At 41.6% G+C, this 16,775-nt stretch carries 9 protein-coding genes; 5 read left to right on the top strand and 4 right to left on the bottom strand.

Features of this window, described 5'->3' with window-relative positions; all coding sequences use genetic code 11:
* Positions 1-218: 218 nt before the first annotated feature.
* Positions 219-2,057 carry a UbiD family decarboxylase gene (locus tag B2400_RS12765; RefSeq protein WP_293933917.1) on the bottom strand — a complete coding sequence of 613 codons (1,839 nt, stop codon included), beginning with the start codon at positions 2,055-2,057 and terminating at the stop codon, positions 219-221.
* A 65-nt stretch (positions 2,058-2,122) separates the two neighbouring features.
* On the bottom strand, positions 2,123-2,944 hold the full coding sequence (locus B2400_RS12760; RefSeq protein WP_293933915.1) for a hypothetical protein: 822 nt from the start codon (positions 2,942-2,944) through the stop codon (positions 2,123-2,125).
* A gap of 263 nt (positions 2,945-3,207) precedes the next feature.
* On the opposite strand from B2400_RS12760, the gene B2400_RS12755 reads away from it, so the two are divergent.
* From B2400_RS12755 to B2400_RS12740, 4 genes are all read left to right on the top strand, one after another.
* Positions 3,208-4,446 carry a deoxyribodipyrimidine photo-lyase gene (locus B2400_RS12755; RefSeq protein WP_293933913.1) on the top strand — a complete coding sequence of 413 codons (1,239 nt, stop codon included), beginning with the start codon at positions 3,208-3,210 and terminating at the stop codon, positions 4,444-4,446.
* A 192-nt stretch (positions 4,447-4,638) separates the two neighbouring features.
* Positions 4,639-7,383: a 2-oxoglutarate dehydrogenase E1 component gene (locus B2400_RS12750; RefSeq protein WP_149526728.1), complete on the top strand. Its 2,745-nt coding sequence runs from the start codon at positions 4,639-4,641 to the stop codon at positions 7,381-7,383.
* Between the two features lie 64 nt (positions 7,384-7,447).
* On the top strand, positions 7,448-8,683 hold the full coding sequence (gene odhB / locus B2400_RS12745) for a 2-oxoglutarate dehydrogenase complex dihydrolipoyllysine-residue succinyltransferase (protein ID WP_149526729.1): 1,236 nt from the start codon (positions 7,448-7,450) through the stop codon (positions 8,681-8,683).
* Positions 8,684-9,114: 431 nt separating this feature from the next.
* Entirely contained in the window at positions 9,115-10,131 is a 1,017-nt protein-coding gene (locus B2400_RS12740; RefSeq protein ID WP_293933909.1) for a hypothetical protein, read from the top strand.
* 5 nt (positions 10,132-10,136) lie between these two features.
* Here the strand turns inward: B2400_RS12740 and B2400_RS12735 are convergent, their stop codons facing one another.
* Complete coding sequence (locus B2400_RS12735; protein ID WP_293933905.1) at positions 10,137-12,071, bottom strand: LTA synthase family protein; 1,935 nt, start codon at positions 12,069-12,071, stop codon at positions 10,137-10,139.
* A 1-nt stretch (position 12,072) separates the two neighbouring features.
* Positions 12,073-13,953 (bottom strand): LTA synthase family protein, encoded by a 1,881-nt coding sequence (locus B2400_RS12730; RefSeq protein WP_293933902.1) that lies wholly within the window; start codon positions 13,951-13,953, stop codon positions 12,073-12,075.
* Between the two features lie 176 nt (positions 13,954-14,129).
* On the opposite strand from B2400_RS12730, the gene B2400_RS12725 reads away from it, so the two are divergent.
* The gene (locus B2400_RS12725; protein WP_293933899.1) at positions 14,130-16,745 is read left to right on the top strand and encodes a valine--tRNA ligase; all 2,616 of its coding nucleotides are present in this window, start codon (positions 14,130-14,132) and stop codon (positions 16,743-16,745) included.
* The last annotated feature ends 30 nt before the right edge of the window (positions 16,746-16,775 follow it).

Genomic DNA, 16,775 nt, shown 5'->3' with positions numbered 1-16,775 from the left:
AACCCAATACAAAGCCCAATCAAACCCGCTTCGAAAGGGTTATGATTGGGCTATCTATGGGTTATCATATGGATGGCTGTCGAACCAGGTATAAAAAGTTCTTGATGGCAGTTGACAACAGACAGTTTCAGAGAAAAAAATGCCTCCAGGTAAGCAGCCAATTACTGATCACCTGGAGGCATTATGATTAACTCTAGAAGCGAAGAACTTCTATTTCATTAGATAATTCCGTGCAGCGAACCACCTTTAGCACCTAACTGATCGACACGACGTTCTACAGCAGAATCTTTTATAAGATCTGGTGCGTGATGAGGTTTCGCTCTGGCGTCGATAATAACCGGACCACGGCATCCCCAATGTTTGTATTCGGTAAAGCTATCAATTCCATAGATATCGTGCGAAGGATTGCTTCTTGTAAAAGTCGTCCAGACGAAGTTGTTCACATTCTCGGCAACAAAACCGGCATCATCGGCAAGTACTATACATTGAATACCGGTCCAATCCGCAGCTTTCGCTGCATGGGTCCATTCTTCTAACACTTTCGCCTCTTCTGCGTAAATACTGAATGCCTTTCCATCCACGACAACGATTCCCGGCAATGCAAGTTTAGCATGTTGGAAAGGGCGTGGAAGATCAAAACCTGCAGGCAAGGAACGAGCAAGCTCACGCTTTTTATCGCCTACCGCAGCGAAAGTCACTTTCGATCCTGCATTTAATCCATCGCCTGTATAATCCAAGGTATCAATGGTGGTATTGGTCAGGAAGTGTAGATCGCGCGTTAAATCGATACGTTCAAAAATATGGGTAAAGAAACCTTCGATGTCATGGATATCGAGTTTTGGGTTATCTTCAAAAGCGGAAATGAACAAGAACTTCGCTAAGCTAAGTTGGTTTGTTCCCAAAATTTGGTTAGCGATTGTCAATACCTCCTGCGGTCTTTCCACCTTTTGGTATGGGGTGTAGCGTTCGCTTCCTATCGCAAAAAGCAAAGGGTGAACGCCTGCAGGATCCACGGCATGTACGGCATGTAAACCCGCAATTTGTTGCGGAATAGCATTTCCTGTTATTTCATGGATGAGCGCACCAAAGCTAGTATCTTCTTGTGGCGGACGGCCAACGACCGTAAATGACCAAATTGGATCTTTCTTATGGTAAACCTTATGCACTTTCATCAGCGGAAAATCATGCACTAGGGAATAATAACCGATATGATCGCCAAAAGGTCCTTCCGGTTTATTTTCGTTCGGATACACCGTACCAGTAATCACGAAGTCGGCATCTGCAGAGATGCAAAATCCCTCATCATCATAGAAATACCGAAAGCGGCGGTTACCCAAAGTTCCTGCAAATATCATCTCCGATAAACCTTCCGGCAAGGGCATCACAGCAGATAGCGGATGCGACGGAGGTCCTCCGACGAATATGCTGACTTTTAATGGCTTGCCTAACTGATTTGCTTTGGTTTGGTGTACACCAATGCCTCGATGCAATTGATAATGCAATCCAATTTCTTCGTTTTGGATATAATCGTTGCCCGCCAACTGAATTCTGTACATCCCTAAGTTGGCATTCATGATACCGGGTTTAGTAACGTCTTCTGTATATACTTGTGGCATGGTTACGAAAGGACCACCGTCCATCGGCCAATTGACAATCTGGGGCAACTCGGCGATGCTCGTGCGACCGTAAAGAATCGGAGCATTAGATTTTTTCTTCCATGGTAAAGCGCCTAAGGCAACCATAGAGGAGCCGGCATATCGAAATGGATTTTTCAACACCGACATGGGGTTCATCTTAACATCGACCAAGCGTTTGACGTGTTCCAAGGAGTCTCTGAACATAAACTTCGATCGTTCAAGCGTGCCGAACAGGTTGGAAACTGCCGGAAACTTAGATCCTTTGATGTTTTCGAAATATATTGCTGGTCCTTGCGCATCATAAACACGCATGTGGATGGCGGCCATTTCGAGGTAGGGGTCTACCTCCTCTTTTATTCTGATTAAATGCCCGTTGTTTTCAAGATCAATTACACATTCGTGTAAGCTTTTATATCCCATATCAATAAAATAGCTTAGCTACAAATGTAACGCAAATCAGCGTATAAAGGAAATCTAGACGGCCGTTAACCGCCACTAATTACCTGGTCGAGGGGTGTGAATGAAAATAGGATAATTTGTTTCCAATGGGAGTTATCAATCGGATATTCCCTTTGCATCAATCGTTTAAATTCAACGAGATCCTCCGGGTTTATTTGATAAAACTTCTTGTAGAAAATGCTCATGATAGAATGCGGGAGCTTGATGCTCTTCACAGGCGAATTCGGGAACAGATTCTTCCGATATAACCGAAACATTTCCTGAACAGTCACCGTATTGGGTCCGCCGATTTCTATTACTTCATTGATGAAGTTTTTATTCCAATCGACGTTATAGATCCACCGCAATAGATCTAGCGCCGAAATAGGGCTAAATTTCAACTTCGCAAGGGCAGAATCATAGGGTAAATACTTGCTATTCAACACTTGGCGCATGTAACGATCGAGCACGCTTCCCTTGCCAATAGCAAGATTTTTGAGCACAATGGTATAATCAATACCGCAAGAATCCAATACCGACCTTATGGCATGGATAAAAGGCTTATCCATCAAACGCGCTATGTATATGATTCGATTGCAGCCATTGCGGCGTGCTAATTCAATAAAATTACTAAGGGTAATAACCTCCAGATTTAAATTGACCATTTCCCCTAGATCAGGGACATGGGTAATATAGATTGCCAAATCGGCGTTACTATCCAATTTAAACTGTTCGAATTCCTTCCCTTTTCTTAAGAGATCTACCTTATTTAAGGTTCCTGTTAATTCTTCTGTTAATCTGGCGCGGAATAAATCCACGTCGCGCACGAGCCCATGCACTTGAAAATCCTCTTTATGTAAATTACTCATGGCTCTTTTTCCTAAATAGGAATTCAAGCCGGATATGATTACTTCCATCGATCCTACATCAAAATCCACAATTACGTTCCGTCTTGAATCCTTTAACAGACAAACGGAGACGAATGTTTCTTCTATTTGATAATTTTACAAATGAAAACAATTTCCCTAATAAAACATTGTCTACAACATGTAAAAATACCGCTTCTATCGGGCATAGGTGGGTCTGATACCTTATATTTGTTGCTTAGCACTATTTGGGGAAAATAATTAAAATGGGTAAGAAAGTTGTATTAGTTTGGTTCAGGAATGATTTACGTTTGCATGATAACGAAGTTTTAGTGGAGGCGATAAATAAATCAGACCTGATTATTCCCGTTTATTGCTTTGATCCACGCTATTTTAAAACTAACAAATTCGCACAGAAGAATACCGGCATCCTGCGCGCATCCTTCCTGTTAGAATCGGTTTCTCATTTGAAAGAGAAACTTCAAGGAATGCAGAGTGACTTGATGACTTTCGTTGGCTATCCTGAAGAAATTCTGCCCCAGCTATGTGCGAAGTATGAAGTTGATGAGGTTTATCATCATCGCGAGGTAGCCTACCGAGAGACGATGGTCTCGGAGCTCGTGGAAGCGGCACTCTGGGACAATAAAATCAACCTTAAGCATTTTATCGGTCACACGCTATACCATAAAGAAGATCTCCCCTTTCCCATCAAGGACATTCCCAACAAATTCAACATTTTCAGAAAAAAAATAGAACGCGAGAGCACAGTTCGCAAACCTTTGGCTGCACCCTCAGCGATTGCGAGTCCGCAGCATTTGGAGGCAACGGAGATTCCGAGCCTGGCGAGCCTAGGTTTTTCGGAGGAGGAGATACAAGGCCTACAAGGCCGATCCTTTGATGGCGGCGAGGAAAAAGCGATCGAAAAGTTAACGAACTTGCTAGACCCAAACTTCGCTGATTGTCGCAACTTCACCTATATTTCTCATTATATTGCCGTTGGTGCTTTGTCCCCGATGTTTGTGTACGATGAGATGACCCGATCGAGTCTCAGTCAAAATAAAAAACGCTACGATCGTTTACTTACGGCCTTGCTGTGGAGAGACTATTTCCGCTTTATGCTGAAGAAGTATCCGAATATCTTTTTTAAGCCTAATGGCTTGCAAGAGGATAAACATTTTTCGGAAGAGCTGGATTCTGAAGCTATCCGCAAGTGGATGAGCGGCACGACAGGAGAAGAAGTGATTGACGAGACGATGGCACAGCTATTACGAAATGGCAACCTGACTTATTTGAACCGTCGATTATTGGCGAGTTACTACATACAAGAAATCAGTAGCAACTGGTTGTTGGGAGCATCCTTTTTTGAGGAGCATTTGCTGGACTATAATCCAGCTTCAAATTATGGCTATTGGTCGCACGTAGCAGGGATAGGAACAAGTGATAAAGAGAACGTATCGAGCAGCTGGCAGGAGCTCGCTAAAAAATTAGAAACACATAAAGCATAATTATAAATTTACATTTTGAAATATTGTCTTATTTACGATAAAACATAGGTTGTTTATTTAAAATCGACATTTAATTTTAAATATTTAATAATTGTCGAAAATCCGGTTAAAACATTGTATTTTATCGGTATTAAATGAGGAAAACTCTATTATTATTTATAAATTTGGCAAAATTTTATCTTACCTATCCACATGGACAAATTGACATATTTGAGTAATGCCGATTCGAGTTATATCGATGGATTATATCAAGCGTACAAAGCCGATCCAAACGCAGTAGACTTTGGCTGGCAAAAGTTTTTTGAAGGATTTGAATTTGGACAAGGTTCTGAAGGCGTTTCAGGTTCTGTAGATGTTGAAAATGTATCAGAACACGCTTTAAAGGAAATCGATGTTCTTAATATGATTCACGGTTACAGAGACCGTGGTCACCTTTTCACTCACACTAACCCGGTTCGCGAGCGTCGCAAATACTACCCTGGCAAAGAATTAGAGACTTTCGGATTATCTGAAGCTGACATGGACACTGTATTCAATGCAGGTGTTGAGGTTGGATTAGGTCCGGCAAAATTGCGCGATATCCGCCAATTAATTGAAGATACTTATTGCCGTTCTATCGGTGCGGAGTTTAAATACATTCGTAACCCCGAGAAGATTAAATGGCTTCAAGACCGTATGGAGGCTGATCGTAACAAGCCGAACTACGATAAGGAAACCAAAGAACGTATATTAAAGAAATTAAATAGAGCTGTTGTTTTTGAAAACTTCCTAGGTACAAAATTCTTAGGTCAAAAACGTTTCTCTTTAGAGGGTGCAGAAGCCTTAATTCCTGCTCTTGACTCGGTATTGGAAATAGGTGGAAACCTAGGAATCCAAGAGTTCATGATCGGTATGGCTCACCGTGGTCGTTTGAACGTATTGGCAAACATCATGGGCAAACCTTACAAAACTATCCTTTCCGAGTTTGAAGGTAAGATGTATGCAGAGGAAGATCCTGAATTACAATTTGGTGGTGACGTAAAATATCACTTAGGTTATTCTTCCGATATTACAACAGACTCTGGTAAACAAATCCACTTGTCATTAGCGCCAAACCCATCACACTTGGAAACTGTAGATCCAATTGTTGAGGGTATTGTTCGTTCTAAGATCGACATGAAATACGATGGTGATGCATCGAAGATCGCTCCTATCTTAATTCATGGTGATGCGGCTATTGCTGGTCAAGGTGTTGTTTACGAGGTTACTCAAATGTCAAAGCTTGAAGGCTACCGTACTGGTGGTACGATTCACATCGTTATCAACAACCAAGTAGGTTTCACGACAAACTATAAAGATGCGCGTTCTGGTACTTACTGTACAGACGTTGCTAAGATTACTTCTTCTCCAGTATTCCATGTGAATGGTGATGATGCTGAAGCAGTAGTATATGCAATCAATTTAGCGGTAGAATACCGTCAGAAATATAAAACTGATGTATTTATCGATTTATTGTGTTATAGACGTTATGGTCACAACGAGGCAGATGAGCCTAAGTTCACACAGCCATTGTTGTACAAAGCAATCGAGAAGCACGCTAATCCGAAAGAAGTTTATGCTAAGAAACTTCAGGAAGAAGGTACAATCGACGCGGCATATGCTAAGGCGGTAGAGAAAGAATTTAAAGATTATTTACAATCGCAATTAGACGAATCGAAGCAAACAGAGAGCTTAGAAGATGAGGTTCCGATGTTTGGTGGCGCGTGGAAAGGCCTTCGTCAGGCTAAGAAGACAGATATCTTCGGCGAGGCTGTGACGAAAGTTTCTGAGAAAGAGTTCAAGACGCTAGCGACAGAAATTACTACGCTACCTAAAGACAAAAAGTTCTTCCGCAAAATTTCTAAGTTATTTGAAGATCGCGCAGCGATGATCAAGAACGATTCTTACGATTGGGCGATGGGCGAGTTGATGGCTTATGCGACTTTGTTGAACGAAGGCAAACGCGTTCGTATCTCGGGTCAGGATGTTCAACGTGGAACATTCTCGCACCGTCACGCTGTATTGACATTAGAAGATTCGGAAGAGAAATATATCCCATTAGCACAGGTTAATGGTGGTGAGCGTTTCAATATCTACAACTCTTTATTATCAGAGTATGCGGTATTAGGTTTTGAATACGGTTATGCGTTGGCAAATCCTAGCTCATTAACGGTTTGGGAAGCACAGTTTGGTGACTTCTACAACGGGGCTCAGATTATTGTTGACCAATATTTAAGTAGTGCGGAAACGAAATGGAGACGTTCGAATGGATTAGTAATGATGCTACCTCATGGTATGGAAGGTCAGGGTCCTGAACACTCTTCAGGTCGTATTGAGCGTTTCTTGGAATTATGTGCAAACGACAACTTAATCATTGCCAACTGTACAACTCCAGCAAACTACTTCCACTTACTACGTCGTCAGTTAGTTCGCGACTTCCGTAAGCCATTAGTAGTATTCACACCGAAAAGCTTATTACGTCATCCAAAAGTGGTTTCTAAATTAGCAGATTTCACGAAAGTAAACTTCCAAGAAGTTATCGATGACAGCTACGTAAAAGCAGCATCCGTAAAACGTGTATTGTTCTGTTCTGGAAAGATCTACTACGATCTATTAGAGAAACAACAAGCAGATAAGCGTACAGATGTAGCTATTGTTAGAATTGAGCAGCTATACCCTAGCCCAATCGAGCAATTAAAAGCAATCCACAAAAAATATAACAAGGCGAAAGAATTTATCTGGGTTCAGGAAGAAAATGAGAACATGGGAGCATGGCCTTATTACTGCCGTACATTACGTAAAACAGATATTGAATTCACTGATTATATCGCGCGTACAGCTAGTGGTAGTCCGGCAACAGGATACATGAAAAAACATGTTGCACAACAAGAAGCAATCGTAAATAAATCATTCGAATAAACAATTTATTTAACCAGCCGTTGTATCTTTATAGTGTATAACGGCTGGTTTAAAAAAATAACATATGAGCTTAGAAATTAAAGTCCCTACAGTTGGAGAGTCAATTACGGAAGTGACTTTAGCCCAATGGCTAAAACAAGATGGTGATTACGTCGAGATGGACGAAAATATCGCCGAATTGGAATCAGATAAAGCTACTTTTGAACTACCTGCAGAGAAAGCTGGTATCTTACGTATCATTGCACAAGAAGGCGACACCCTAGAAATTGGTGCTGTTGTTTGTACAATCGAAGACGGTGATGCACCTGCTGCTTCAGGCGAGAAAAAAGAAGAAGCTCCTGCAAAAGAAGCTGCTCCTGCTGCTAAAGCGGAAGAAGATGAAAGCCCAGAGACTTATGCTGCTGGTACTGCATCTCCTGCTGCTGCTAAGATTTTAAGAGAAAAAGGTATTGACCCTTCTACAATAAAAGGTACAGGTAAAGACGGTAGAATCACTAAAGAGGATGCTGAGAAAGCACAAGCTGGTGCTGCTGCTAAGCCAGCTGCTGCAAAACCTGCGGCAAGCCCTGCTCCTGCTGCTGCGCCTGCAGTTGCCGGATCGAGAAATGAGCGCCGTGAGAAAATGAGCTCCTTGCGTAAAACTATCGCTAAGCGTTTAGTAGCTGTTAAAAATGAAACTGCGATGTTGACTACGTTCAACGAAGTGAACATGCAGCCGATCATGGACTTAAGAGCGAAATACAAAGATACCTTCAAAGAAAAACACGGTATTGGTCTAGGCTTTATGTCATTCTTCACGAAAGCAGTAACTACTGCATTGAAAGAATGGCCTGCTGTAAATGCTCGTATCGAAGAAAATGAAATCGTTTATTCTGATTTCGCTGATATTTCTATCGCGGTTTCTGCTCCAAAAGGATTAGTGGTTCCGGTTATCAGAAATGCAGAGTCGATGGCATTATACGAAATTGAAAAAGCAATCGCTGAATTAGCGGGTAAAGCTCGTGATAACAAATTGACGATCGAAGAAATGACTGGCGGTACATTTACAATCACTAACGGTGGTGTATTTGGATCGATGATGTCTACTCCTATCATCAATGCTCCTCAATCAGCAATCTTAGGTATGCACAACATCGTGCAACGCCCTATTGCTGAAAATGGTCAAGTGGTGATCCGTCCGATGATGTACATCGCGTTATCTTATGATCACCGTATCATTGACGGTCGTGAGTCAGTAAGCTTCCTAGTTCGTGTTAAACAACTATTAGAAGATCCTGCAAGATTATTATTGGAAGTATAATCTTCCGAATAGCATATTTAGAAAAGAAGCCATCCCGAAAGGATGGCTTCTTTTTTTCTGAAAGTGTCTGTTTTCAAAGGCCATCAAGAACCTTCATCCCTGTTGGTGTTTCATTGGAAACATGAAAGTTTTTTAGTTACAAAGCAGCTCTGCGACATTCTGGATAGCGGGGTACACATTAAACGACAACTGGAATTCCCGTGAATAAGTTAAAAATTAACAGTTCTTTACTGTACAATTAGTATAGTTTTGATCAGTTTAAATTAAAGAATTGCTATTAATGCATAACATTAGGCATGCCGGACGTTCGGCGAAGAATGCCACAAAGGTTCTTTGACATATTGATCAGCAAATATCTCGTTTCTAAGAAGTTTCCAGACCGCAAATTCTTTTATATTTGTAGGAATACTACAGTACCTTTAATTCTTAACATGTTAAATAATAAGTATACTATTCTTCGCGCCTTCTTCCTCTTCATTTTATTAGGATTTATCAACAACAGCAAAGCCCAACAGATCGGTTATGGCATCGACTTTTTTGGCTATGCGGATAATCGCGAATATCAGGCTCCTTATACCGTTCCGAAGACCCTATTTGGCGCGACCTTATCTCCCCATCTTTACTTCCAATTGGAAGAGAAGCATCGTGTGTATGGTGGTGTACATGTTAACCAGGAGTTTGGATCGCATGGGGATAATAAGATGCGTGTAAAACCGATAGCGTATTACAACTACGCAACCCAGCATATTGATTTTGCAATTGGATTTATCCCTCGTTATGAGCGTTTGAAAGACGTACCGAAGATGGTATTAGCAGATACCCTGATGTATGACCGTCCAAATGTGGAGGGAATGTATTTTCAGTACAGGAACAGCAACTTCAAGCAAGCGGTTTACATCGATTGGCTGAGCAAACAAAGCTATACCAAGCGTGAACAATTTGTTGCCGGTATTTCAGGTAAGTATAGCATGGGCAATTTCTATATCAGCAATGACGGTTTGCTTTATCACAATGCTTTGACTAGCAATGACAGCCTCGACGAGCATATTCAAGATAATGCTATTTTGATGTTGAAACTTGGGGCTGACTTAAGCGAGAAGACTTTCCTCGATTCGTTAACCATCGATGCTGGTGCGGCTTTTGGCTACGACCGCTTGCGTTCAGAATATGATAATAAAGGCACTGGCTTTATTTCTAACATTCACTTGGGCTATAAGCGGTTCTTCATTGCCAATACACTTTACCTGGGCGATGCTTTAAATCTTCCAAACGGCGACTCGTTCTACCATCGCGATCGCTACGATCGATTGGATCTCGGCTGGATGCCATTCAAATCGGACAAAATCGAAGGTAAGTTTATAGCTTCCTTTCACTTCTCGCCAGGCCAGATCGACAATCAACAGCAGTTTACCCTTCGCTACAAATTCGGTGGAAAAATAAAGGATTAGAAGTCTTATTCTGCCGTAAGCTTGTTATGGATCATCCGATTATTATACTGCTGAATAAACGCTTCTAAATGTCGTTTCAGCGAGTCTAACGTTTGGGGTTCTTCCTTCATTAAATCTTTCGACAGGGATGGATCTGTTTTCAAATTGTGTAAGGAGCTCGGGCGTTCATTATCAAAGGTCATGAAGTAATCGCCCATAAAGAAGTTGTAACTTCCCCCAATGTTATTGACCAAGAAATTATCGCGTCTAGGGTCGAAGGCATCTGAACCGAAAGCGAAGTATGGCTTATCATATTGCAGGTAATTCAACACCGTCGGCATAATATCGATTTGTTGTATTAATTTATCCGACAAACCTTTAAGTTCTCCTCCCGGATAGTAGAATATGATCGGAATGGAAAAGAAGTTTGGCGTGGTATTGTATTCTGGAAAATGAATCATGCTGGCATGGTCAGCCACGATTACAAATAATGTATTATTATACCATTCGCTTTTGGAAGCCGTATTAAAAAATTGGCGTAAGGCATTATCGGCATAGCCTATCGGTTCATGCAATGGTAACTGCCCTTTCGGAAATTTCCCAGCATATTGCTCCGGAACTTTAAAAGGGTGATGAGAAGATAAGGAAAAGAAGCTGCTAAAGAATGGCTGCTTAAAGGTGTCTATCTTTTTCGCCATGAATTGCATGAAAGGCTCATCCCAGATTCCCCAGATACCATCGAAATCATCGTCGTTGTTATATTCATTTTTCCCGAAGTAGTTCTTGATCCCTGCCAACTGCATATAGGCCGAGAAGCCCATGCTGCCGTTTGGTGCTCCGTGGAAGAATGCTGTTTCATAGCCCTTCTCTCCTAATAACTTCGCAATGCTCGTCGTTTTATTTCCTGAATATATGGACAGGACAAAAGGCTCAGCGATAGAAGGTATTCCGGTGATGATAGATGGAAGGGCATCGATGGATTTGCGTCCATTTGCATAGGAACGCGTAAAGGTATAAGAATGCTCGATGAGAGAATCCAAAAATGGAGTATATCCCTTGTATTGACCGGCATCGCGCTCTTTATTAAAGAATCCGATATGCTCTTTCCCGAAGCTTTCCATGATGAGGAACACAACGTTCAACGGCTTGAATTCCGCAGAATCTTTCGGTTGATGTATGACCGGATAAATGGCTTCCAGCTCATCCGCCGGGAAGTAATTCTTCTCTTTTAATGTTACGGCTTTGAGCGTCTTCAGGATTGAAAAAGGCGTATTCAACACGATATTCATCTCTTCCGGTGATTTTACATAATCTCCGGCATTACTAAGCGTAATCGGACGCGTGCTATGTGCCCATCCTCCGCGAACCCCGCCTACAAAAAGGAAAGCAACCAATAGCAAACTTACCAAGTGAACGGCATAGAATGTCCAGCCTGTAAAGCGCTTGTATTCGATCTTGATCAGGTCGTAAAGCTTGATCAAGATCCAGACGATCAGCACGAATTCCAATAACAAATACCAGTAGCCGATTAAGAAATCGGTCATTAGTTTAAAAAGGTTTTGCTCGTTAGCAAACTGACTGAATACAGTTCCGGTGGTGCGCTTTAACGTGAAGGGATAATAAGCATAATCGATCAGGTTGAGTCCAATCCCGATGCTGTTCGTGATGATGAATACCCACTTCGCTACCTTCTGATAGCTGGCTTTATACTTGAAAGGTAAGGGAATCCCCATCATCAAGATATACAAGCTATTGAGGTAAAATAATGCTGCCAGGTCGAACTTTAGCCCACCGACCATCATGCGAATCATTTCGGAGAAGGTCACGTGTGGAAACTGATCGACATTATAAGCGTAGAAACCGATTCGGAGAAGCTGATAGATCAGCAACATCATCGTAAAGCGTATAATCAACGTGATATATGGGGCAAACAGTCCCTTGAGGATAATCTTTCCCTTCATTTTAATACTTTAAAAATTGGTTGTAGACCGATTGATAATACGCTTTAGCGATATTCAACAGACTATCGTTCTTAGCCATTGGATAGTCAGGATGTGCCTTGTAATTGATCACACTGCCAACATTGTCGTAGGAAATCGACTGTTCGGGTGTGATGATTCCAAAAGCATCCTTGGAGTTGTAAAAAGCTATCTGCGGGGTCGTTGGATTGAACAAGTCGCGACTCCATACGTAATTATCGCTCGGTAAGCCCAGTTGCTTCAAGAGTGTCGCCGCCAAATCTGTTTGACTACCTATCCTCGATATCTTCTTGCCTCGATATTCGGGCTTGATTACTTCGCCGAACATCAACAACGGGATATGGAAACGATTCGGGTGAGATATTTCGTATTTCTCAGCAGGAAGACGATGCCCATGATCGGCAATCATCACAAACAAGGTATTCTTATACCAAGCTTCCTTCTTAGCTTTCTCTACGAAATCATTCAACACGGAATCGGTATAATATGCGGTACTTCTGAACTTATTCGCGTTATTATCTGAGCCAAACTTATAGGCTCCTTTTAATTGGAACGGCTCATGGTTAACCAGAGTAAATATGCTGCTGTAGAATGGGGTTTGCTCTTTCCGAAGATCTTTTATCATCCGGTTAAGAACGACAGCATCAGTTACTCCCCAAGATACCCGTTCTTCTGTTGGCGAGAAATTCGCATTATCCACAACACGCTCTACACCATGGGTTAACATGTAGGATTTAACGTTATAAAATTCGCTTTGTCCACCATGATAAAAGGAGTTATGATAGCCTGCAGAATCGAGTTCCTGCATAAAAGCATGCATGTTCTCGTGCTTACTGATATACTTGATTACACTTTCAGGTCCTTGCGCGGGGAATGCACTGAATGTGCCTATCACCCCCTTATCCGAACGATCGGATGCAGAATATATGCGATCAAAAAACACGCCTTCTTTGATAAAAGATTCCATATGGGGCGTAATCCCTTTCTCGCCGCCCATCGACTCGACTAAGTCGCCAACAAAACCTTCTAAAAGCACGAAAACAATATTGGGCCTTTGGGTGGTTAGGATATTTACAGCAGAATCGGGATCATTAGCAAAAATAGGTTGAAGATATTCCGAGAGGTTCTCTCTGTCTGGATAATAGCGATATGGAGACTTCAATAAAGTGCTACTTTTAAAATAGTCACGCAATAGTGCCCATTGGGTGCTTACCGCCGCATGGTTATTGAATGCTTCCTCTGAATAGTATGCTTTACTTGGATTCAAAGTAGCACGACCATAGCCACCGCGTATAAAGGTAAATATGATAAATGCGCCAATAAGAAGGCGAAGCCCCATACCCCAATAGGTTCGAATATTTCCAAACTTTATTCCTTTAAATAGACGTAGATAGAGATAATACGAGCCGACGATTCCCACGATCATCCCTAGGATAGGGAGAAAGATCGGCGTGGATTCCGCCGATGCCACTGCACCAGAAGGTGATGCAAAGAATGCATCAACCGCACGCTTTGAAATCTTATCGCCCCATTCCCTATAAACATTCACGTTAATAAAAGAAACGACAAAGAACAGGATAAGAACAACTAAAGTATAGATATTAAGCGCCCTATGGCTAAATTTCCATTTCTTCACGAAGGATAATAAACAATAAACTACGAAGGGTAATGCACTAATATAAGCGACCGTCGACAGATCAAGGCTCAAGCCATGATAGAACATACGGAATATTTCCTCGCTGCGCGCCCCACCAATCTTATCGTAAAAGAAGGAGACGAAAATTAAACGGTCAATAAAACAAATAAGAAGCCAAAAACCAAAAAATCGAACAAAGGCTTTCAGCTCATTTACAACATCTTGCATGTGAAAGTAATACGCTAAACGCGCAAATTTACATTTAATTCAGCACTGTAAATATTATCTTAACAATTTTTATACTTTATATTAATGAATGCTGATTTATTTGCTTCTAGATAATGGGAAATGAGCGGTTAAATCCGTATTTTTGTACTCCTTTTTAGATTATTTATAATTAGATAATGAGCATAGCAAAAACGTACAATCCTAGAGAAGCAGAAGACAAATGGTATTCTTATTGGATGGAAAACGGATTCTTCCGTTCTATTCCCGATGAGAGAGAGCCATACACTATCGTAATGCCGCCACCAAACGTAACTGGCGTATTGCACATGGGCCACATGTTGAACAACACGATACAAGACGTGTTGATTCGTCGCGCTCGTATGCAGGGTAAGAACGCATGTTGGGTTCCTGGAACCGACCACGCCTCAATTGCTACGGAGGCTAAAGTCGTCGCTATGCTAAAGGAAAAAGGAATCGATAAGAAGTCTATTACACGCGATGAGTTCTTAAAATACGCTTGGGAGTGGAAAGAGAAATACGGTGGTATTATCTTAAAACAATTAGAGAAGCTTGGTGCATCATGCGACTGGGATCGCACGAAGTTTACCATGGATCCTGATCTGTCCGAAGCCGTAATCGATACGTTCATTAAATTCTACAAAGAAGGCTATATCTACCGTGGAGTTCGTATGGTAAACTGGGACCCACAAGGTAAAACAGCGCTTTCCGACGAAGAAGTAATCCGTAAAGAAGTAAATCAAAAGCTTTACTACGTTCGCTATTTTATCAAAGATAGCAACGAGTACATCATCATTGCTACAACACGTCCGGAGACTATCATGGCCGATACAGCGATTTGTATCAACCCATTGGATGAGCGTTATAAGCATTTACAAGGAAAATCAGTATTAGTTCCATTAGTGAATCGTGAGATACCCGTTATTCAAGATGAGTATGTAGAGATGGAGTTCGGTACTGGATGTCTTAAAGTAACTCCTGCACACGACTTAAATGACTACGAGTTAGGCCAAAAGCATAACCTTGAAGTAATCGATATCTTAAATGACGACGGTACTTTAAACGAGAAAGCTCAAATATTAGTAGGCGAAGATCGCTTTGCTGCGCGCAAGAAAGTTATCGCTTTATTAGAAGAAGCTGGACAAATCGAGAAAATCGAAGATTATAAATCACAGGTAGGATTCTCAGAGCGTACAGATGCTGTGATTGAGCCGAAGCTATCCATGCAGTGGTTCTTGAAGATGGACCACTTGGCAAAACCAGCTTTAGAATATGTTGAAAACGGTGAGATTAAGTTAATCCCTGATAAGTTCTTCGCATCCTATAAACATTGGATGGAGAATGTTAAAGACTGGTGTATTTCTCGTCAGCTTTGGTGGGGACAACGAATTCCAGCCTGGTTCAACGACAAGAACGAGTGGGTTGTTGCTAAAACAGAAGCTGAAGCTATTGCTGAGTTTGAACAACAAGGAAAGTCAACTACAGCAATTCGCCAAGAAGACGACGTACTAGATACCTGGTTCTCTTCGGGATTATGGCCTCTTTCAGTATTCGACGGTGTTAGAAACCCAGAGAATGAAGAATTCAAATACTACTACCCTACGAACGATCTAGTTACTGCACCGGAGATTTTATTCTTCTGGGTAGCACGTATGATTATCATGGGGCATGACTATACCCAGAAGCCGCCTTTCCGTAATGTATACTTGACGGGAATAGTTCGCGATAAATTAGGCCGCAAGATGTCTAAATCGTTAGGTAACTCGCCTGATCCAATCGAATTGATGGAGCAGTATGGTACCGACGGTGTGCGCGTGGGGATGCTACTATCATCACCAGCCGGAAACGACTTAATGTTCGATGTGTCTTACTGTGAACAAGGCCGTAACTTCGCCAATAAGATATGGAATGCATTCCGTCTAGTAAAAGGTTGGGAAACAACAGACGCACCAGCGACGGAAGCACAGAAGACTGCTGCTCAATGGTTCGAAAGTCGTTTTAACCAAGCGCTTACAGAAATCGATGAGCACTTTGCAAACTATCGCTTATCTGATGCTTTAATGGCAACTTATAAACTGATTTGGGATGATTTCTGTGCATGGTATCTAGAACTTGTAAAACCAGCGTATCAAGCTCCTATTGAAGCTGAGACATTAGAAACGGTAAAAGCTTTATTCCAAAAAGTATTGAAACTTGCACATCCGTTCATGCCATTCTTAACGGAAGAATTATGGCATGATGAGTTATTCGGACAGCGCGAGTCCAAAGACTGTATTATCGTCGCTGATTTCCCTGCCGTTGAAGGATACGACGAGAAAATCATCAAAGACTTTACGATCGTTCAGCAGATTATCTCAGAAGTTCGCAATATCCGAAACTCAAAAGGTATCTCTCCGAAAATCGCCCTTCCATTGGCTATCAATGGCGCGGAGTTGGACTATGCAAAATTCAAAGAGAGCATCATCAAATTAGCAAATATTGAGGATCTGACTTTTGTTAATGAGAAAGTATCAGGTGCCGTTAGTTTCTTAGCAGGTAAGAATGAATGTTATGTTGCATTGGAGAACAATATCGATGTCGATGCGGAGAAAGAACGTATCGGAAAAGAAATTGAATACCTAAAAGGGTTCCTTAATTCAGTAGACAAAAAGCTTTCTAACGAGCGTTTTGTACAGAATGCGAAACCTGAAATCGTAGAAAACGAGAAAAATAAAAAAGCTGATGCGGAAGCGAAGATCCAAATCTTAGAAGAGAGCTTATTAAGCTTAGGCTAATCAGTAAATACTAAAAAAGAAAGGGCTATC

Source organism: Sphingobacterium sp. UBA6645 (assembly GCF_002455685.1).
In the GTDB taxonomy this organism is placed as follows: Bacteria; Bacteroidota; Bacteroidia; order Sphingobacteriales; family Sphingobacteriaceae; genus Sphingobacterium; species Sphingobacterium hotanense.
This window is presented reverse-complemented; position numbering and strand designations above follow the sequence as displayed.